General features: G+C 72.1%; 17 protein-coding genes. 2 read left to right on the top strand and 15 right to left on the bottom strand.

The genetic code is table 11. The features are described 5' to 3' along the window. Positions 1 to 7: 7 nt before the first annotated feature. The 10 genes from ACIBK8_RS02510 to ACIBK8_RS02465 all read right to left on the bottom strand — a co-directional run bounded on the left by ACIBK8_RS02510 (position 8) and on the right by ACIBK8_RS02465 (position 11,600). Positions 8 to 241 carry a hypothetical protein gene (locus ACIBK8_RS02510; RefSeq protein WP_393683001.1) on the bottom strand — a complete coding sequence of 78 codons (234 nt, stop codon included), beginning with the start codon at positions 239 to 241 and terminating at the stop codon, positions 8 to 10. A 5-nt stretch (positions 242 to 246) separates the two neighbouring features. Then, on the bottom strand, positions 247 to 1,740 hold the full coding sequence (gatA, locus tag ACIBK8_RS02505) for an Asp-tRNA(Asn)/Glu-tRNA(Gln) amidotransferase subunit GatA (RefSeq protein ID WP_399039641.1): 1,494 nt from the start codon (positions 1,738 to 1,740) through the stop codon (positions 247 to 249). Between the two features lie 5 nt (positions 1,741 to 1,745). Continuing rightward, on the bottom strand, positions 1,746 to 2,042 hold the full coding sequence (gene gatC / locus ACIBK8_RS02500) for an Asp-tRNA(Asn)/Glu-tRNA(Gln) amidotransferase subunit GatC (protein ID WP_345085978.1): 297 nt from the start codon (positions 2,040 to 2,042) through the stop codon (positions 1,746 to 1,748). A 404-nt stretch (positions 2,043 to 2,446) separates the two neighbouring features. After that, positions 2,447 to 4,555, bottom strand: a complete 2,109-nt coding sequence (locus tag ACIBK8_RS02495; RefSeq protein WP_399039640.1) for a putative bifunctional diguanylate cyclase/phosphodiesterase — start codon at positions 4,553 to 4,555, stop codon at positions 2,447 to 2,449. Between the two features lie 156 nt (positions 4,556 to 4,711). Further along, complete coding sequence (gene ligA / locus ACIBK8_RS02490) at positions 4,712 to 6,928, bottom strand: NAD-dependent DNA ligase LigA (protein ID WP_399039639.1); 2,217 nt, start codon at positions 6,926 to 6,928, stop codon at positions 4,712 to 4,714. A 31-nt stretch (positions 6,929 to 6,959) separates the two neighbouring features. Beyond that, positions 6,960 to 7,916: a methionine synthase gene (locus tag ACIBK8_RS02485; protein ID WP_399039792.1), complete on the bottom strand. Its 957-nt coding sequence runs from the start codon at positions 7,914 to 7,916 to the stop codon at positions 6,960 to 6,962. Positions 7,917 to 8,135: 219 nt separating this feature from the next. After that, positions 8,136 to 9,572 (bottom strand): MFS transporter, encoded by a 1,437-nt coding sequence (locus tag ACIBK8_RS02480; RefSeq protein ID WP_399039638.1) that lies wholly within the window; start codon positions 9,570 to 9,572, stop codon positions 8,136 to 8,138. A gap of 190 nt (positions 9,573 to 9,762) precedes the next feature. Continuing rightward, entirely contained in the window at positions 9,763 to 10,206 is a 444-nt protein-coding gene (locus ACIBK8_RS02475) for a MarR family winged helix-turn-helix transcriptional regulator (protein WP_399039637.1), read from the bottom strand. A gap of 76 nt (positions 10,207 to 10,282) precedes the next feature. After that, positions 10,283 to 10,972, bottom strand: a complete 690-nt coding sequence (locus tag ACIBK8_RS02470; protein WP_393682267.1) for an SDR family oxidoreductase — start codon at positions 10,970 to 10,972, stop codon at positions 10,283 to 10,285. Positions 10,973 to 11,057: 85 nt separating this feature from the next. Beyond that, complete coding sequence (locus ACIBK8_RS02465) at positions 11,058 to 11,600, bottom strand: TIGR00730 family Rossman fold protein (RefSeq protein WP_399039636.1); 543 nt, start codon at positions 11,598 to 11,600, stop codon at positions 11,058 to 11,060. Positions 11,601 to 11,990: 390 nt separating this feature from the next. Here ACIBK8_RS02465 and ACIBK8_RS02460 point away from each other — a divergent pair, with 390 nt between their 5' ends. Continuing rightward, positions 11,991 to 12,650: a hypothetical protein gene (locus tag ACIBK8_RS02460; RefSeq protein ID WP_399039635.1), complete on the top strand. Its 660-nt coding sequence runs from the start codon at positions 11,991 to 11,993 to the stop codon at positions 12,648 to 12,650. Between the two features lie 47 nt (positions 12,651 to 12,697). Here the strand turns inward: ACIBK8_RS02460 and gdhA are convergent, their stop codons facing one another. From gdhA to mnmA, 3 genes are all read right to left on the bottom strand, one after another. After that, a complete protein-coding gene (gene gdhA / locus ACIBK8_RS02455; protein ID WP_399039634.1) occupies positions 12,698 to 14,074 on the bottom strand; it encodes an NADP-specific glutamate dehydrogenase in 1,377 nt (458 codons plus the stop codon). 153 nt (positions 14,075 to 14,227) lie between these two features. Next, on the bottom strand, positions 14,228 to 14,956 hold the full coding sequence (locus ACIBK8_RS02450; protein ID WP_399039633.1) for a VC0807 family protein: 729 nt from the start codon (positions 14,954 to 14,956) through the stop codon (positions 14,228 to 14,230). Positions 14,957 to 15,117: 161 nt separating this feature from the next. After that, positions 15,118 to 16,245, bottom strand: coding sequence for a tRNA 2-thiouridine(34) synthase MnmA (mnmA, locus tag ACIBK8_RS02445; protein ID WP_399039632.1), 1,128 nt, complete (start codon positions 16,243 to 16,245; stop codon positions 15,118 to 15,120). 54 nt (positions 16,246 to 16,299) lie between these two features. Here mnmA and ACIBK8_RS02440 point away from each other — a divergent pair, with 54 nt between their 5' ends. Beyond that, positions 16,300 to 17,001: an N-acetylmuramoyl-L-alanine amidase gene (locus tag ACIBK8_RS02440; protein ID WP_399039631.1), complete on the top strand. Its 702-nt coding sequence runs from the start codon at positions 16,300 to 16,302 to the stop codon at positions 16,999 to 17,001. Here ACIBK8_RS02440 and ACIBK8_RS02435 read toward each other — a convergent pair. Together ACIBK8_RS02435 and ACIBK8_RS02430 are read right to left on the bottom strand one after the other, a co-directional pair. Next, on the bottom strand, positions 16,991 to 17,767 hold the full coding sequence (locus ACIBK8_RS02435) for a GIDE domain-containing protein (protein WP_399039629.1): 777 nt from the start codon (positions 17,765 to 17,767) through the stop codon (positions 16,991 to 16,993). The two genes, ACIBK8_RS02440 and ACIBK8_RS02435, sit on opposite strands and share 11 nt — an antisense overlap. Before the next feature lie 47 nt (positions 17,768 to 17,814). Next, on the bottom strand, positions 17,815 to 18,984 hold the full coding sequence (locus ACIBK8_RS02430; protein ID WP_399039627.1) for a cysteine desulfurase family protein: 1,170 nt from the start codon (positions 18,982 to 18,984) through the stop codon (positions 17,815 to 17,817). Positions 18,985 to 19,002: the final 18 nt, after the last annotated feature.

Raw genomic sequence — 19,002 nt, 5'->3', positions numbered from 1 at the left:
TTCCCTCTCAGCCCAGCAGGACGTCGTCGTCGCCCAGGCGCTTCAGTTCGCGGTAGAGGATCGCCAGGCCGGTGACGATCGCCGCGGCGGAGACACCCGCGTCGATCAGTCGCAGCGTGTCGTTCTCCTGGCGTGCCATCTTCGCCTGCTTGAAGACGCTGAGGGCGCCGAACGCGGTGGTGCCGATCGACAGGTAGACGCCGGACTTGGACTTCTTGAAGTTCTTGGCCTTCTTGGTCATTGCGCTCACAGTGACGGTGCCTCCTCCAGCAGCGGGTGCCCCCACTTTTCCACGAAGGCCGCCTCGACGGCGGAGCCGACCTGGTAGAGCCGGTCGTCCTTCATGGCGGGGGCGATGATCTGCAGTCCGACGGGCAGGCCGTCCTCCGGTGCCAGGCCGCAGGGCAGCGACATGGCGGAGTTGCCCGCCAGGTTCGACGGGATCGTGCACAGGTCGGCGAGGTACATCGCCATCGGGTCGTCCGCGCGCTCACCGATCGGGAAGGCGGTGGTGGGCGTCGTCGGCGAGACGATGACGTCGACCGTCTCGAAGGACTTCTCGAAGTCCTGCGTGATCAGGGTGCGGACCTTCTGCGCCGAGCCGTAGTAGGCGTCGTAGTAGCCGGAGCTGAGCGCGTAGGTGCCGAGGATGATGCGGCGCTTGACCTCGTCGCCGAAGCCGGCCTCGCGGGTGAGGGCGGTGACGTCCTCGGCGGACTTCGTGCCGTCGTCGCCGACCCGCAGGCCGTAGCGCATGGCGTCGAAGCGGGCGAGGTTGGACGAGCACTCGGACGGCGCGATCAGGTAGTACGCGGAGAGCGCCAGGTCGAAGGACGGGCAGTCCAGCTCGACGATCTCGGCGCCGAGGCTCTTGAGCAGCTCGACGGACTCGTCGAACCGCTGGAGCACGCCCGGCTGGTAACCGTCACCGCGGAACTGCTTGACGACGCCGACCCGCATCCCGGCGACGGAGCCACCCCGCGCCGCCTCGACGACGGCCGGGACCGGCGCGTCGATGGAGGTGGAGTCCAGCTCGTCGTGGCCGGCGATCACCTCGTGCAGCAGCGCCGCGTCCAGGACCGTACGGGCGCAGGGCCCGCCCTGGTCGAGGGAGGAGGAGAAGGCGACCATGCCGTAGCGGGAGACGCCGCCGTAGGTGGGCTTGACGCCGACCGTGCCGGTGACGGCGGCGGGCTGGCGGATGGAGCCGCCGGTGTCCGTGCCGATGGCGAGCGGCGCCTGGTAGGAGGCGAGGGCCGCGGAGGAGCCGCCGCCGGAGCCGCCGGGGATCTTGGTGAGGTCCCAGGGGTTGCCGGTCGGGCCGTAGGCGCTGTTCTCGGTCGACGACCCCATGGCGAACTCGTCCATGTTGGTCTTGCCGAGGATGACGACGTCGGCGGCCTTGAGGCGCTTGGTCAGCGTCGCGTCGTACGGCGGGATCCAGCCTTCGAGGATCTTCGAGCCGACGGTGGTGGGCATGTCCTGCGTCGTGAAGATGTCCTTCAGCGCGAGCGGGACACCGGCCAGCGGGCCGAGCTTCTCGCCGCGGGCCTTCTTCTCGTCGACGGCACGGGCCTGGGCCAGCGCGCCTTCGCGGTCGACGTGGAGGTAGGCGTTCACCTTCTCGTCGACGGCCTCGATGCGGGCCAGGTGGGCCTCGGTCACCTCGACGGCGGTCAGCTCGCCGGACGCGATCTTCGCCGCGATCTCGGCGGCGGTGAGCTTGATCAGGTCTGCCATGTCGGTCACTCCTCCCCCAGGATCTGCGGCACCTTGAAACGCTGCTGCTCCTGGGCCGGGGCGCCGGACAGCGCCTGCTCGGGGGTCAGCGACGGACGGACCTCGTCCGCCCGCATGACGTTGGTCAGGGGCAGCGGGTGGGAGGTCGGCGGGACGTCTTGGTCGGCGACCTCGGAGACGCGGGCGACCGCGCCAATGATGTCGTCGAGCTGTCCGGCGAAGTGGTCGAGCTCTTCGTCCTTCAGCTCCAGACGTGCCAGCCGGGCGAGGTGAGAGACCTCCTCGCGCGTGATGCCAGGCATGCAGCGATCCTCTGCTGGTTCTCGGAGTCCTACGTGGGTTTGTACGGCCCAATCCTATGGCGTACGCGAAAGGAATCGCGCAGGGCTTTCCCGGGGGCTCCGCGGGCCCGGCGGGAGAGGCCGGAACCGCCCTGCGGGGCGCCCGGATCCGCCGGGGGCTCCCCGGGCCCGTCAGGGGGTACCGGTGTGCGGTGGCTCCTCACGGACGTCGCCGGTGCCCGGGGGATCCGCGCCGTCGTCGCCGGCCGCCGGGGTGTCGGCGCCGGGCCGCTGCTGAGTGTCGTCGGACGTCTCCGCGGAGCGGGGCGCGGCCTCGGGGGCGCTCGGCGGCCGGGGTGCGCCGGGCGGCAGCTGGTTTCTGGGGGTGCGATCGGAGCGGGGACACGGGACGGCCGGAGGCCGGGTCAGTTCAGGACCTGTCCCGAAGGGCGTTCAGCTGCCTTCTCCGCCGCCAGGGCGGCCGTCTCCGATTCGCGGTGCCAGCCGTGCTCCCCGCGGGCGCGGAGCCAGGCCGTGGTCTCGTCCGGCGGCATCGCCGCCGCCACCAGCCAGCCCTGGACGGCGTCACAGCCGAGGTCGCGCAGCCGCTCCCAGGTCTCGTCGTCCTCGACTCCCTCGGCGACCACCAGCAGGCCGAGGGAGTGGGCGAGGTCGAGGGTGCAGCGGACGATCTCGGCGTCCTCGTTGTCGACCGCGAGGCGGGCCACGAAGGACCGGTCGATCTTCAGCTCGCTGACCGGCAGCCGGCGCAGGTGGACCAGGGAGGAGTAGCCGGTGCCGAAGTCGTCGAGGGACATCTTCACGCCGTGGCCGGTCAGTCCGGCGAGGGTGTCGGCGGCTCGCTGCGGGTCCTCCAGCAGGACGTGCTCGGTTATCTCCAGTTGGAGGGCTCCGGGTGGGACGCGGTGCCGGGCCAGGCGGGCGGCGACGGCGCCGGCGAAGCCCGGGGAGTGGACGTCGCGCGGCGAGACGTTCACCGCGACCGGCACCTCCAGGCCCATGGCGCGCCAGCGTGCCACCTGGGCGAGCGCGGTCTCCAGGACGTACTCGGTCAGGCGGGGCATCAGGCCGGAGGACTCGGCGATGGCGATGAACTCGTCGGGTGGCACTCTCCCGCGGTCCGGGTGCACCCAGCGCACCAGCGCCTCCAGGCCCGCGACGTGGCCGTCGAAGCCGACCTTGGGCTGGTAGTGCAGTTCGACGTCGCCCGCGTCCAGGGCGCGGCGCAGGTCGCCCAACAGGCCGAGGCGGTCGGGGGTGTTGCCGTCCCGCTTGGCTTCGTAGACCTCGACGCCGCTGCGGTCCCGCTTGGCCTGGTACATGGCGACGTCGGCCCGGCGCAGCAGTCCCTCGGCGTCCAGCGCGTGGTCCGGGAAGACGGCGACCCCCGCGCTCGCTTCGAGCACGAGGGTCAGGCCGTCGAGGTCGAGGGGTGACCCCAGGGCGGCGACGAGATTGCGGGCCACCCGCTGGGCGCTGGTGAGCGAGTCGGCGGTGGGCAGCAGCACCGCGAACTCGTCACCGCCGAGCCGGGCGGCCTCCGCGCCCCGGGGCAGGGCGTGCCGGAGGCGGTCGGCGATCTGCAACAGCAGGCGGTCGCCCGCGAGATGGCCCAGGGTGTCGTTGACCGAGCGGAAGCGGTCGAGGTCGATGAGGACCAGCGCGGAGCGGGCGCCGATGCGTTCCGCCTCGTCCAGCGCGGACCAGGTGCGCTCCAGGAGCCACTGGCGGTTGGGGAGTCCGGTCAGCGGGTCGCGCAGCTGCTCCTCGGCGCGGGCGCGGGCGATCCACAGGGTGGAGTCGAGGGCGATGAGCGGCACCGCGAACATCGGCAGCAGCAGCGGCGCGTGGACGGCGGTGACCGCGATCAGCGGGGCGATGCCCACCAGCGCGACGCCGACCAGTACCTGGCGGGTCATGGCGGTGCGGGTGATGGTGGGCAGTCCGCCGTTGCGCGGGAGCACCGAGCACCACAACAGGGCGCGGGTGACGAGGAGATACCCGGCCGCCGCCGCGAGCACCTCGGGGAGCACGCCGAGGTCCCAGGTCTGCGGCTGCCAGGGGTGGCGGACGGTGGGCACCGTGTCGAACGCGGCGAGGCAGAGCGCGGCGGCGGCGATGCCCAGCAGGTCCACCGCGCCGTGCACCACCGCCTGCCGCCAGCGGTGCCGGCGGGCCGCGCCGACGAGGACGACGACGGCGAGGCTCACCAGGACCGCGGGCATCAGGCCGTAGAGGAGTACGACGGCGAGGGCGAGGGCGGCTCCGGAGCCCGTGCCGCCCCACCAGCGGTCCCGGCCGAGGGCGACCAGGTGGCCGACGATGATGCCGGTGAGGACGGCCAGCGACCAGCCGGATGTGCCCGCGGGGAAGAGTGCTTCGCCTTCGCTCAGGGTCCTGATCACCGCGATGACGAGCGCGAGGCCCGCCACGACGACGAAGGCCGCGGGCAGCGCAGGCACGACAACCCGGCGGAGCCGCGGCGCCGGAGCGGCGCTGTCGGTCGGTTTCATTCCGATCCCTCTCACAGCCGGCTGTGCCCGCACCACGGCAGGCGCACTCCTCAACAGTAGGCCGCGAAGGGCCACCGCGGGCAGCGATCGGCCGCGGTTGCCCGAATGCGACCTGGCCACCCGGATCTCTCTGCTATGCGCCGAAGGGGTGACATCTCACTCTTCCTCAGGTGGCGTGACCGCTACCGCTCGTGCCGCGTCAGGACCCTGTTCCAGCAGCACCGCGAAGCCGTCGTCGTCGAGTACCGGGACCTTCAGCTGCATGGCCTTGTCGTACTTGGAGCCGGGGTTGTCCCCGACCACCACGAATCCGGTCTTCTTGGAAACGGAACCGGTCACCTTCGCCCCGAGTCTCTGCAGGGCCTCTTTCGCGCCATCTCTGGTGTGTGACTGAAGTGTTCCCGTTACGACGACGGTGACGCCTTCCAGCAGCCTCGGGCCTTCGTCACCGGAGTCTTCCTCCTCCATCCGGACACCGGCGGCCCGCCATTTCTCGATGATCTGCTGGTGCCATTCGTCGGCGAACCACTGCTTGACGGAGGTGGCGATGGTGGCGGCGACGCCGTCCACGGCGGCGAGTTCCTCCTCGCTCGCGTCCCGGATGCGGTCGATCGACCGGAATTCGCGGGCCAGTGCCTCGGCGGCCACCGGGCCGACGTGGCGGATCGACAGTCCGGTGATGATCCGGGCCAGCGGGCGTTCCTTGGCCGCCTGGATGTTCTCCAGCATGGCGAGGGCGTTCTTCTTCGGCTCGCCCTTCTGGTTGGCGAAGAAGGTGACGACTTTCTCCTCGCCGGTCTCCGGGTCGCGCTTGGGCAGACCGGAATCCGGGTCCAGGACATGGGACTTGATGGGCAGCAGCTGCTCGATGGAGAGGCCGAAGAGGTCGCCCTCGTCCTTGACCGGCGGTTCGGCGGGCTCCAGCGGCTGGCTGAGCGCGGTGGCGGCGACGTAGCCGAAGTTCTCGATGTCGAGGCACTTGCGGCCGGCGAGGTAGAACAGCCGCTCGCGGATCTGGGCGGGGCAGGAGCGGGCGTTGGGGCACCGCAGGTCGATGTCGCCTTCCTTGGCGGGCTGCAGCGGCGTCCCGCACTCGGGGCAGTCGGCCGGCATCACGAACTCCCGCTCGCTGCCGTCCCGGAGGTCGACGACCGGGCCGAGGATCTCGGGGATGACGTCGCCCGCCTTGCGGATCACGACGGTGTCCCCGATGAAGACGCCCTTGGCCTTGACCACGTCCTGGTTGTGCAGCGTCGCGAACTCGACCTCGGAGCCGGCCACGGTCACCGGCTGCACGACCGCGTACGGCGTGACCCGGCCCGTGCGTCCGACGCCCACCCGGATGTCGACCAGCTTGGTGTTGACCTCTTCGGGCGGGTACTTCCAGGCGATGGCCCAGCGCGGCGCCCGCGAGGTCGAGCCGAGGCGTCCCTGGAGCCGGATCTCGTCGAGCTTGACGACGACGCCGTCGATCTCGTGCTCGACGGCCGTGCGGCGGGTCTCGGCGTCGCCGTAGTGGGCGATGAACTCGCGTACGCCTTGCAGGGAGTCGACGACCTTGTTGTGCCGTGCGGTGGGCAGGCCCCACTCCCGCAGCAGGTCGTAGGCGTGCGACTGGCAGTCGATGTCGAAGCCCTCGCGGGCGCCGATGCCGTGCACCACCATGTGGAGCGGGCGGGTCGCGGTGACCTTGGGGTCCTTCTGGCGGAGCGAACCGGCGGCGGCGTTGCGCGGGTTGGCGAACGGGGGCTTGCCGTCGGCGACCAGCCGGGCGTTCAGTTCGAGGAACTTCTCCATCGGGAAGTACACCTCCCCGCGGACCTCGACCAGCTCCGGGATCCGCTCGCCGGTGAGGCGTTGCGGGATCTCGGCGATGGTGCGGACGTTGGGGGTGATGTCCTCGCCGGTGCGGCCGTCGCCGCGGGTGGCGGCGCGGGTCAGCCGGCCCTTTTCGTAGGTGAGGTTGACGGCGAGGCCGTCCACCTTCGGCTCGCACAGGAAGTGGTAGCCGGCCTCCTTCGGCGCGCCGCCCAGCTCCCCGGCGAGCCGCTCGGCCCAGGCCGCCAACTCCTCGTCGTCGAAGGCGTTGTCGAGCGAGAGCATCCGCTCGCGGTGCTCGACCTCGGTGAACTCCGTGGCGTACGCGCCCGCGACCTTCTGGGTCGGTGAATCCGGGGTGCGCAGTTCCGGATGCTCGGACTCCAGGGCCTCCAGGGAGCGGAGCAGCTTGTCGAACTCCGCGTCACTGACGACCGGAGCGTCCTTCACGTAGTAGCGGAAGCGATGCTCCTCGATCTGCTCAGCGAGCTGCGCGTGCTCCTCCCGCGCCGCCGTGGGCACCTCGGATGCCGCTGCGTGCTGTTCGCCAGCCACCGTCTTGTCCTCCCGTGGTCCTTGAGTGCGGTCACTCAGGGTTGTCTGCGAGCGATGTCGCCGCCCGGACACAGTGCGCAAGCACCGAGCGGGCATAAGCGGGCGAAGCACCCGCGAGCCCGCACGACGGGGTGACCACCACGGACTCGGCGAGAGTCCCCGGATTCAGCCCCAGCCTGCGCCACAGCGTCCTGACACCCATGACGCTACCGGCAGGGTCTGACAATCGGCCGTCCACGCCGGGCACCACACCGGCGAACAGGGCCGTCCCCCCTTCCACGGCCTCGCCGATCGCCTCCTCCTCACGCTCGGTGAGCAGCGAGAAATCGAACGAGACACCCGCGACCCCGGCCCTGCGCAGCAGCCCGAACGGGACCTCGGGCGCGCACGAGTGCACGACGACGGGCCCGCCCTGCGCCACCCCGACGAGATCGCGCAGGGCGCCCTCGACGACGGCCCGGTCCACCGCCCGGTGGGTGCGGTAGCCGCTGGCGGACTTCACCCGGCCCTGGAGCACGGAGGTGAGCGACGGCTCGTCGAGCTGGAGCACGACCCGGGCGCCCGGCACCCGCCGCCGTACGTCGGCGAGATGGCCGCGCACCCCCTCCACCAGGGAGGCCGTGAGGTCGCGGCAGGCGCCGGGGTCGCTGACGGCGGCCTCGCCGTTGCGCAGCTCCAGGGTGCTCGCCAGGGTCCACGGACCGACCGCGGAGACCTTCAGCGGCCCTTCGTAGCCCTGGGTGAACTCCTCCAGGGCGTCGAGGTCTTCGCCGAGCCAGGCGCGGGCGCGCCGGGTGTCGCGTCCCGGCCGGTCGCTGATCCGCCAGCCGCTGGGCTCCACGTGGGCGTAGAGCTCGACGAGCATCCCGATGGTGCGCCCGATCATGTCGGCGCCGGGGCCGCGGGCCGGCAGTTCCGGCAGGTGGGGGAAGGTCTCCAGGGAACCGGTGACGGTCTTGGCCGCCTCCCGCGCGTCACCGCCCGGCATCGACCCGACCCCGGTCGCCGTCCCGGCACCCCAGGGGTGCCCGCCGTCGTCCGCGGTGCCCGCGCCCTGCCCGTCGTACGTGTTGTTCTCGCTCACCCCGGAAGCGTATGCGGCGGGGCGGAAGTCGCGTGTGACGGGTGAGCTGGAACGTGGTGCATCACAGTGATGCACTGTGTACGGTTTGGGATTTTGCGCGCTGTCCGCCGGGGAGGGCTCCCGTCACCCCCGCCTCCGCACCCCCAGCCACCCCACGACCGCCGCGATCGCCAGCGCGACCGCGGTCAGGGCGAAGGCGTACGCGGCGCCCCGGTAGCCGCCGCCCGCCGCAGTCAGCACCGCGCCCATCCCGGCGATCCCGACGAGCGAGCCGACCTGCCGGTTGGCGTTGAGGGTCGCGCTGCCGATGTCGGCGTGCTCGCGTCCGGCCGCCTCCATCAGCACACCGGTCATCGCGGGCGAGGCGACGCCGCTGGCGAAGTTGGTGAGCGCGAGGACCGACGCCAGCGCCCAGTACGGCAGTTCCGGTGTGAGCACCAGGAAGAGCACGGCGTACCCGGCGGCCGAGAAGGCCAGCGAGGCGGCCAGGGCGGCGCGGTTGCCGACCCGCAGCCCGATCCTGGCGTAGAGCACGTTGCCGAACGGGATGACCAGGACGGCGGGCAGCATCTGGAGGCCCGCCGTGACGGGCCCGGCGCCGCGTGCGGTCTGGAGGAAGAGGCCGAGGACGAACAGCACGCCGTAGAAGGCGAAGTTGAAGAGGAAGCCGACCGCGTTGGCGGCCGAGAAGCGGCTGTCGGCGAAGAGCGCGACCGGCAGGACCGGGGTCCTGGCGGCCCGTTCGCGGACGACGAATCCGGCGGCGGCGACGGCGGCGACCGCGAAGGCGCCCAGGACCCCGGGGGCGGCCCAGCCCTTGGCCGGCCCCTCGATGAGGCCGAAGCTCAGCGAGGCGAGGGCGAGCAGTCCCAGCAGGTGTCCGGCGCCGCCGAGCGCCGCGCGGCGGCCGGGGACCGGTGCCACGATCCGCCGGGTGAGCAGCAGCGCCAGGATGCCGATGGGCAGGTTGACGAGGAAGATGCTGCGCCAGCCGAGCGTGCCCACCAGGAAGCCGCCGATCGACGGGGCGAGTCCGACGGACGTCGAGACGATCGCCGACCAGATACCGAGCACCTTCGCCCGGCGCGCCGGTTCCGGGAAGGCGTGCATCAGCAGGGACAGCGAGCTGGGCATGAACAGGGCGGCCCCCAGGCCCTGGAGGAAGCGGGCCGCCACCAGGACGCCGCCGTCCGGCGCGGCGGCGCCCAGCAGCGAGGCGGCGGTGAACACCGCGAGGCCCGCGAGGTAGATCCGGCGGGCACCGAACCGCTTGGCCAGCGATCCGGCGAGCAGCAGCAGCGAGGCGAAGGCGAGGACGTAGCCGTCGACGACCCAGGTGAGTCCCGACATGGTCAGGCCGAGCCGGGCCCGCAGGTCGTTCGACGCGACGTTCATGATGCCGGTGTCCAGGCTCGCCATCACGAACCCGAGCGCCAGGACGAGGAGTTGGGCCCAGCCGCCGCCCATGCGCGCGGGCGCCTGCGGCCCGCCCGTCGCCGCGCCGGTGGCGCCCGTCTTTCCGCTCGCCGCCGGTCGCGGGCCCGCCGTTTCAGTGATCATGGATTTACTTAAAGCTGTAGTCATCCACTCCAGCAATGGTTACAGCTATAACTTTACTCAACGTATACGGAACCGCCCCAGAGTCACGTGCCGGAAAACGCGAACGAGGCCCCAGGGGTACCCCTGAGACCTCGCTCCCGTACGGGACGCCCGTACAGGACGCCCGTACAGGACGCCCGCCTTCCGCAGGTCAGCCGCCGCTCCGGTCCAGCGCCCGCAGCAGCTGGTCGCGCAGCGCCGAGCGCTCGTCGTGCGACAGATGGTCGAGCGGCGACGCCTCGCCCATCCGCCGCAGCAGATCCAGCCGCAGCTCCCGGCCCGCCTCGGTCAGCACCAGCTGCTTGGCCCGACCGTCCAGCGGATGCGGCTGCCGCACGACCATGCCCTGTTTCTCCAGCTTGGAGATGACGTAGGTGACGTTCGGCGGCTCGCAGCACAACACCCCGGCCAGCTCCCGCGCCGTTCTGGGCTCGCCCAGTTCCTCCAGCGCCTTCGCCTGGGTGGGCGTCAGCTCCAGTTCGGCGATCCGGCTGCGCTGATGGGCGTCCATCCGACGGCTCAGTTCGGTGACGAGTCCCCGGATCTCCCGGAACCCGCACCCCGCCGCCGCGGTCGACTTCGCTTCAGTGGTCACCTGTGCAGCGTACGTCCGCGGCGCGGGGAACCGGAGGGTCAGCCGACGGGAAAACGTTCCGCCGCGGCCGGGCCGCTCAGCGCCCCGGCCGCACCGAGAGGTCGTTGATCTCCGCGTCCCGCGGCAGGTCGATGGCCGTGAGGATGGCCGTGGCGACCGACTCCGGGTCGATCCAGCGGGACGGGTCGTAGTCCTTGCCCTCCTGCTGGTGCGTGCTCGCCTGCATCGGCGTGGCCGTGCGCCCCGGGTAGACCGAGGTGACCCGCACGCCGTTCTCGTGCTCCTCGCCGCGCAGCGAGTCGGCCAGCGCCTTGAGCCCGTGCTTGCTCGCCGCGTACGCGCCCCACTGGGGGTTCGCGTGCAGCCCGGCACCGGAGTTGACGAAGACGACGTGGCCCTGGGCGACGCGTACCAGCGGCAGCAGCAGCCGGGTCAGCTCGGCGGGCGAGACGAGGTTGGCGGCGAGCTGCCGCTGCCAGGACGCGGCGCCCAGGTCACCGATGGCGCCCAGTTCCAGGACTCCGGCGATGTGCTGGAGCGAGTCGATGCGCTCCGGGAGCGGCTGCTTGCCGAGCGCCCAGGACAGCTTCTCGGGGGTGGCGAGGTCGCCGACGAGGGTGCGGGCGCCCGGGTACCGCTCGGCCAGCTCCTTGGCCCGGCCGGCGTCGCGGGCCAGCAGCCACAACTCCTCGCCGCGCTCCAGCAGCCGCCGCGCGACCGCCGCTCCGATGCCCGAACCTGCGCCCGTGATCAAGTGCGTTCCCATGCCACCGATCCTAACGAGCACGTCAGCGGTACGCAGACGCGCACGGTCCCGGCGGGCGGCCTCACGATTACCGTGGGCGAAGAGGTCAGCCCTGCACGCCCGCCTGCTCCTCCAGGTGGGCGAGCGCGCCGACGCCGTCCTCCGCGAAGAACACCAGCTCCGTGAGCGGAACCGGCAGGAAGCCCTCCGCCTCCATGCGCTGGAACTGCTCCTTCAACCCGTCATAGAAACCCGCGGTGTTGAGCAGCACGACCGGCTTGGTGTGCATCCCGTGTTTGCGCAGCTCCAGGATCTCGGTGGCCTCGTCCAGCGTGCCCGTGCCGCCGACCATGATGACGATGGCGTCGGCGCGCTCCAGCAGCTGCGCCTTCCGCTCGGCGAGGTCCTTGGTGACGATCATCTCGTCCGCGCCCGCCCGCACCTTGTGCGCCAGGAACTCCACGGAGATGCCGATCAGCCGCCCGCCCGCGCCCTGCACCCCGTCGGCCATGACCTTCATCAGGCCGGTGTCCGAACCGCCCCACACCAGGGAATGGCCGCCCTTGCCGATCAGCTCGGCGAACTGCCGGGCGGGGGTGACGTACCGGTCGTCGAGGTCGGCGGCGGAGCAGAAGACGCAGATGTTCATGTGCGCCAGCTTACGAGCCGGGTCTCTCGCGCCCCCCGTCGGATGCGTTTTCGCTGCCGCGCCGCACGTCGGTGCGCCCCCGTGTGCGCCTGCCCGCAGGCAGTCCGGCGCCGCGACGGTGGTCCTACGGTCGCTGCGGACGGCCGCTGCGGACAACCGTCCCGCACACACCGGCCGCGGGGACCACCCGGGCACCGTACGGAGGGCCGGGGGGCCGTACGGATGCCCGAGGGGGGAGCCGTACGGACCGCCGGGGGGAGCGTACGGCCGCCCGGGACGGCGCCCGTGCGGACCCTCCGAGGGGAAGGTCCGCACGGGCCGTCCGGGAAGCGGCCCTCGCGAGCGGCCCCCCGGAAGTGGCGGTGCGGCGGATCTGCGCGAGGAGGCACAGTGATTCATGTCAGCGAGACGTTGATGCTGCAGACGGTCGAGGACTTCCTCACCTCCGACGAAACCGCCCGGCTCATCAAGATCATGGACAGTGAGACCGCCGGTTGGCGCCCGGTCGGGCAGCCCGAGGTGCTGCCCGCGCCCGGTGCGGCACAGCAGATCCTGGCCGAGGCGACCTACCGTGCGCTGCCCGCGATCCGGCGGGGCACGCCGTCGATCGCCGGGGCGACCCCCTGGAGCTACACCGAACTCATCGCGGGCCAGAGCGTCCCCACCCACCTCGACGGCATCATCAGCCCCCGGACCCCGCCGCGCCGCATCGGGCGGATCGGCGTCGCGGTCGCCGAGGCCGATGCGGGCGGGCGGTTCTACATCGAGACGACGTCCGACCCCGCCCCCTGGACCGGCGCCGTGCTGGGCGAGGCCGACGGCTATCTGCCCGGCACCCCGGTCTGCCGCAGCCTGCCGCACGCGCCGTGCCCGCACGCATCGCCGCCCGCCTGGCTCGCCGGGCCCCGTAAGAGCCGGTGGCTCACCGACGCCGGCGCCGGGGTGGCCGTCGCCTACGGCGCCCAGGTCATCCACGGCGTCACGCCGGTGATCAGCGGACGGCTCCGCAGGTTCGTCACCGACCTCGTCGACACCCCGCCGGCCGGCTGACCGCGGGCGGCGAGCAGCGAGCGGCGGGCGGCGGGCGGCGGGCGGCCCTAGATCAGCCCCTGCGCCAGCATCGCGTCCGCGACCCGCTCGAACCCGGCGATGTTCGCGCCCGCGACGTAGTCGCCCGGCAGCCCGAACCGTTCGGCCGTCTCGTAACAGGTGTGGTGGATGCCCTGCATGATCGCCGCGAGTTCGCCCTCGGCGCGCTCGAAGGTCCATGACTCGCGCGCGGAGTTCTGCCGCATCTCCAGGGCGCTGGTGGCCACGCCGCCCGCGTTGGCCGCCTTGCCGGGGCCGAAGGCCACCCCCGCCTCCTTGAGGAGGGCCACCGCCTCCGGGGTGGTCGGCATGTTCGCCCCCTCGGACACCGCCTTGACGCCGCCCCGGATCAGGATCCGGGCGGCGTCCGCGTCGAGTTCGTTCTGTGTGGCCGACGGCAGCGCCACCTCGCAGGGGACGTCCCACACCCGCCCGCCCTCGATGTACCGGGCCGACGCGCCGCGCCGTGCCACGTACTCGGAGATCCGGCCGCGCTCGACCTCCTTGATCTGCTGGAGCAGCGCGAGGTCGATGCCCTTCTCATCGACGACATAGCCGCCGGAGTCCGAGCAGGTCAGGACGTGGGCGCCGAGCGCCTGGGCCTTCTCGATGGTGTAGATCGCGACGTTGCCCGAGCCGGAGACGACGACCCGCTGGCCGTCCAGCTCCTCACCGCGCTTCTTGAGCATCTCCTCGGTGAAGAGGACGTTGCCGTAGCCGGTGGCCTCGGTGCGGACCTTGGAGCCGCCCCATTCGAGGCCCTTGCCGGTCAGCATCCCGCCTTCCCAGCGGTTGGTGACGCGGCGGTACTGGCCGAAGAGGTAGCCGATCTCCCGGCCGCCGACGCCGATGTCACCGGCCGGCACATCGGTGTGCTCGCCCAGGTGCCGGTACAGCTCGGTCATGAACGACTGGCAGAACCGCATCACCTCGGCGTCCGACCTGCCGTGCGGATCGAAGTCGCTGCCGCCCTTGCCGCCTCCGATATTGAGGCCGGTGAGGGAATTCTTGAAGATCTGCTCGAAGCCGAGGAACTTCACGATCCCCAGATTCACGGACGAATGGAACCGCAGTCCGCCCTTGTACGGGCCGAGTGCGCTGTTGAATTCCACCCGGAAGCCCCGGTTGACGCGGATCGCCCCGGAATCGTCCTGCCAGGGAACCCGGAACATGATCTGCCGTTCCGGCTCACAGATCCGCTCAAGGATTTTCGCCTCGGCGAACTCCGGACGGGCCGCCAGCACAGGGGCCAGCGTCTCCAGCACCTCCAGGGCCGCCTGGTGGAATTCCGGCTCACCGGGATTCCGCCGGACCAGCTCCGCGTGCAGGGATGCCGGCCCGGCCGAATGAACCCCGGCCTTGACCTCGGACTGAACAGTCGACATATCTTCGGATCCCTTTCGTGGCCGACGAAAAGCCTGCTGCGGTTCGGTTCGATTCCTGGCACATTCTCGCCGCAGCGGCCCTCGGACGTCCCGTCGCGTCACCGACCCTATTTGCCGGTACCGCGTCATCGGCCGCGGGGGTGGGGAAAAGCCTCAGACCGGGGTGCCGACGGGCGTCCCGGCGACGCCTTCCGCGGCGTCCCGCTCCGCCGCTCGCGCCGCGACCTCGGCGCCGACCATCTTCTCCATCGGATCCGCGCAGCTCCCCCCGGCCACCACCATCGCCACCAGGACGGCCACCACCAGGATCACCGTGCCCAGCCAGACCATCGTGTCCACCGGCAGCGTGTACGCGCCGGCTGTGCGGGCCGCGCACTCGGCCAGCAGCGCGCTCCCCCAGATCGCCGAGAACCGCCGCTCGGCCCTGCGGAACGGAGCCGACCCGGCGCTCAGCCGGTCCCAGGCCGCGGTGCCCTCAGCGGTCCCCTTCGTCACCCAGGGCTTGAGTCCGGTCGTCATCAGCGGCCTGCCGGTGCGCGCGGAGAGCAGGATCGCGATCCCGACGACGCTGCTCACGCCGCTGTCCTTGGCGAGCATCAGCCGGGCGTCGCCCGTCATCGTGCTCAGCGCGAGACCGGCGGCGTTGACGAGCAGGATCAGCAGCGCCAGGCCGTTGACCCGGCGGCTCCTGACGAGCCCCCAGACCGTCCGCAGCGCGGGCACCACGCTGCTCCAGCCGAGCGCGGCCACCGTGCCGAGGCCGAATCCGGCGCTGAGCACGTAGTACGAGCCCAGCGGAATGCCGACGTCCGCGAGGAGCGGAAGGAAGCTCCGGAGCAGCGGGTTGCTGCGCTCGGTGGTGACGGGCCGGTCCTGCCCCATGACGTACTCCCCCGGGTCCGGCGCTGAACTGCGCGGTGCCGCCGCTCGGTTGCGGCGTGCCCCCAGCTTCGCCCGGCGCCCGGCCCGCCGACAGCTCCAACTGTCCTGTCCTGGCCGTGACATTTGTCAGGGCGTGCGGTGCAGTCCGTACGCCCTGGAGGTCAGGCTTCCGCGTGCGCCCTGCGCTCGGTCGTGGCGATGGTCGCCGAGCCGACGACGCGGGTGCCGTCGTAGAGGACGATGGCCTGCCCGGGGGCCACCCCGCGGACCGGTTCGGTGAAGGTCACCCGGAGCGTGGCGCCGTCGACGACCTCAGCCGTCACCTCCGTCTCACCGCCGTGGGCGCGGAGCTGCGCGGTGTAGACGGCGGGGCCCGCGGCCGGCGGCAGGCCGCACCAGCGGGGGCGGATGGCGGTGAGGGCGGTGACGTCGAGGGAGGCGGCGGGGCCGACGGTGACGGTGTTGTCGACCGGGGAGATGTCCAGGACGTAGCGGGGCTTGCCGTCGGCCGCCGGGGTGCCGATGCGCAGGCCCTTGCGCTGGCCGATGGTGAAGCCGTAGGCGCCGTCGTGGCTGCCGAGGCGGTTGCCCGACTCGTCGACGATGTCGCCCTCGGCGGTGCCGAGTCGCTTGGCGAGGAAGCCCTGGGTGTCGCCGTCGGCGATGAAGCAGATGTCGTGGCTGTCCGGCTTCTTGGCGACGAACAGGCCACGGCGGGCGGCCTCTTCGCGGATCTCGGCCTTGGTGGTGAGGGTGTCGCCGAGCGGGAACATGGCGTGCGCGAGCTGCCGGTCGTCCAGGACGCCGAGCACGTACGACTGGTCCTTGGCCATGTCGGATGCCCGGTGCAGTTCGCGGCTGCCGTCCTCCCGGAGGACGACGGTGGCGTAGTGGCCGGTGCACACCGCGTCGAAGCCGAGGGCGAGCGCCTTGTCGAGCAGCGCGGCGAACTTGATCTTTTCGTTGCAGCGCAGGCACGGGTTGGGGGTGCGGCCCGCTTCGTACTCGGCGACGAAGTCGTCGACGACGTCCTCACGGAAGCGCTCGGCGAGGTCCCAGACGTAGAACGGGATGCCGATGACGTCCGCGGCGCGGCGCGCGTCGTGCGAGTCCTCGATCGTGCAGCAGCCGCGGGCGCCGGTACGGAAGGACTTCGGGTTCTCGGAGAGCGCGAGGTGCACGCCGGTCACGTCATGGCCGGCCTCGGCGGCACGGGCGGCGGCGACGGCGGAGTCGACACCGCCGGACATGGCGGCGAGGACACGGAGGCGGCGGGGAGCGTCAGTCATAACCACCCCAGGGTAGACGGAACCACCGACGGGTCCGAAAGCGTTATCCAGCGCATGGGGAAGAAGGATCGGCCGAAGCCGGGCATCAGCAGGCGTCGGGCGCTGTGGCTCGGTGGCGGCGGTCTCGTGGCCGCCGGCACCGGCGCCTTCGCGGCCCGCGACGAGCTGCGGCGATGGGTGCGGCCGCCGTCGGACGCCGAGCCGCGGACACCGGGCGCCGTCGATCAGCGGGGCGCCCAGTGGGTCGCGGCGGACCCGGCGAACTGGCGGCGGGCCGAGCGGCCGTCCGACTACCGCATAGACCGGGTGGTGATCCACGTCGTCCAGGGCAGCTACGCGACGGCCCTGAAGGTCTTCCAGGACCCGTGGCACGCCGCCGCCTCGCACTACGTCGTGCGCAAGGACGGCCACGTCGCGCAGGTGGTGCGGGAGCTGGACGTGGCGTTCCACGCCGGCAATCGCGCGTACAACGAACGCAGCATCGGCATCGAGCACGAGGGCTTCGTCGACCGCCCGGAGTCCTTCACCGACGCCATGTACGCCGCGTCGGCCCGCCTGACGGCCGGGATATGCCGCCGCTACGGCTTCCCCGCCGACCGGAAGCACATCATCGGGCACGTGGAGGTGCCGGGCGCCGACCACACCGACCCGGGTCCGCACTGGGACTGGGACCGCTATCTGCGGCTGGTCCGCGCCGAGCTGCGGCGCCCGCCGCCACCCTCGCCTTCGCCTTCGTCTTCGCAGGTCAGCGGATAACGGCGAGGACCAGGAGTGCCACCGCCGCGACGCCGAGCACGCCGGTGCCGGCCGCGAGCAGCAGGGCCTTGCGCCGCTCGCCGCGCAGCAGCTCCTCCTCCGGCTTGACCGACATCACGAAGACGCCGCCCTCCTCGGGTGCGCCGACGGCGAGGCGGCCGCCGCCGTCGCCCGCCTCGCCGTGGACGAAGAAGCGGCTGCCGGGGCGGACGATCCACTCCTCGTGCCGGAAGCCGATGGTGCCGTCGCCACCGAGGTTCAGGCTCAGCGGGCCGATCGACAGGCTGTTGCCGCCCGCGGTGTGCGGGTCGAAGCGGTCGACGACCTTCTCGGCGCCGACGACGGTGTGCTCGCCCGGCCTGATCACCATCTTGCCGGTGGCGTCCTCGACGAAGAACGCGGTCGACGTGGCGTGCTCGGAGACCACCTCGGTACGGGTACGGCGCTTGCGGTTGCCGTTGCCGTCCCGGTATGTCTCCTCGTACTTACGGGTGACCTTGTGGCGGTGCCAGACGCAGTCCAGCTCGGCGATCTGCGAGCGCAGCGCGCCGTCCTTGTGCGCGCGGGCCTGGCCCGCGACCTCGCAGCGGTAGCGGAAGTGCCCCGCGCCCGCGGCGTCGGCAGCCGCCTCGTGCAGGGCCCGCAGGTCACGCACCGGCAGCGTCTCGGTGCGCTCCATCACCCGCGTACGGGTGCGGGACACCCGGTGGAGAAATCCGCAGAGGGCGGCGGCGACCAGCGCGATCAGGCCGGCTATCCAGAACACAGCATCTTCCCGTTCGGTTCGGGTGCAGGGCGCTCCCCGGACGGGTCCTAGCTCAGGCCCGCGCTGCGGGCCCGTTCCGCCACCGGTCCGATGGCGTCCGCCAGCGCCGCCACGTCCGCGGCGGTGGAGGTGTGCCCCAGGGAGAAGCGGAGCGTACCGCGGGCCAGCTCCGGGGCCATGCCGGTGGCCAGCAGGACGTGGCTCGGCTGCGCGACGCCCGCCGTGCAGGCGGACCCCGTGGAGCACTCGATGCCCTGGGCGTCCAGGAGGAGGAGCAGGGAGTCGCCCTCGCAACCGGGGAAGGAGAAGTGCGCGTTGGCGGGGAGGCGTCCCGCCGGGTCGGGGTCGCCGCCCAGTACGGCGTCGGGGGCGGCGGCGCGGACGGCCTTGATCAGGTCGTCGCGGAGCGCGCCGATGTCCCGGGCGAAGTCCGCGCGGTGGGCGACGGCGTGCCGCCCGGCGGCGGCGAAGGCGGCGATGGCGGGGGTGTCGAGGGTGCCGGAGCGCACCTGCCGCTCCTGGCCGCCGCCGTGCAGCACCGGGACGGGCGCCCACTCGCGGCCGAGCAGCAGCGCGCCGATGCCGTACGGGCCGCCGATCTTGTGTCCTGAGACGGTCATCGCGGCGAGGCCCGAAGCGGCGAAGTCGACCTCGACCTGGCCGACCGCCTGCACCGCGTCGGCGTGCAGCGGGATCCCGAACTCGCGGGCCACGCGGGCGAGTTCGTGGACCGGCTGGAGGGTGCCGATCTCGTTGTTGGCCCACATGACGGTGGCCAGGGCGACGTCGGCGGGATTGCGGGCGACGGCCTCGCGCAGCGCGTCGGCGTGCACCCTGCCCAGCGCGTCGACCGGCAGCCATTCGACGTCGGCGCCTTCGTGCTCGGCGAGCCACTCCACGGCGTCCAGCACGGCGTGGTGCTCGACGGGGCTGGCGAGGACGCGGGTACGGGCCGGGTCGGCGTCCCTGCGGGACCAGAACAGGCCCTTGACCGCGAGGTTGTCGGCCTCGGTGCCGCCGGCCGTGAAGACGACCTCGCTGGGACGGGCGCCGAGTGAGGCGGCGAGCGATTCGCGTGCCTCCTCGACGGCGCGCCGGGCCCGCCGGCCGGCGGCATGCAGGGAGGACGCGTTGCCGGTGACGGTCAGCTGGGCGGTCATCGCCTGCACCGCTTCCGGGAGCATCGGAGTGGTGGCGGCGTGGTCGAGGTAAACCATGGTGCGACGATTCTACGA

The sequence above is a fragment of the Streptomyces sp. NPDC050161 genome (assembly GCF_044460025.1).
In the GTDB taxonomy this organism is placed as follows: Bacteria; Actinomycetota; Actinomycetes; order Streptomycetales; family Streptomycetaceae; genus Streptomyces.
This window is presented reverse-complemented; position numbering and strand designations above follow the sequence as displayed.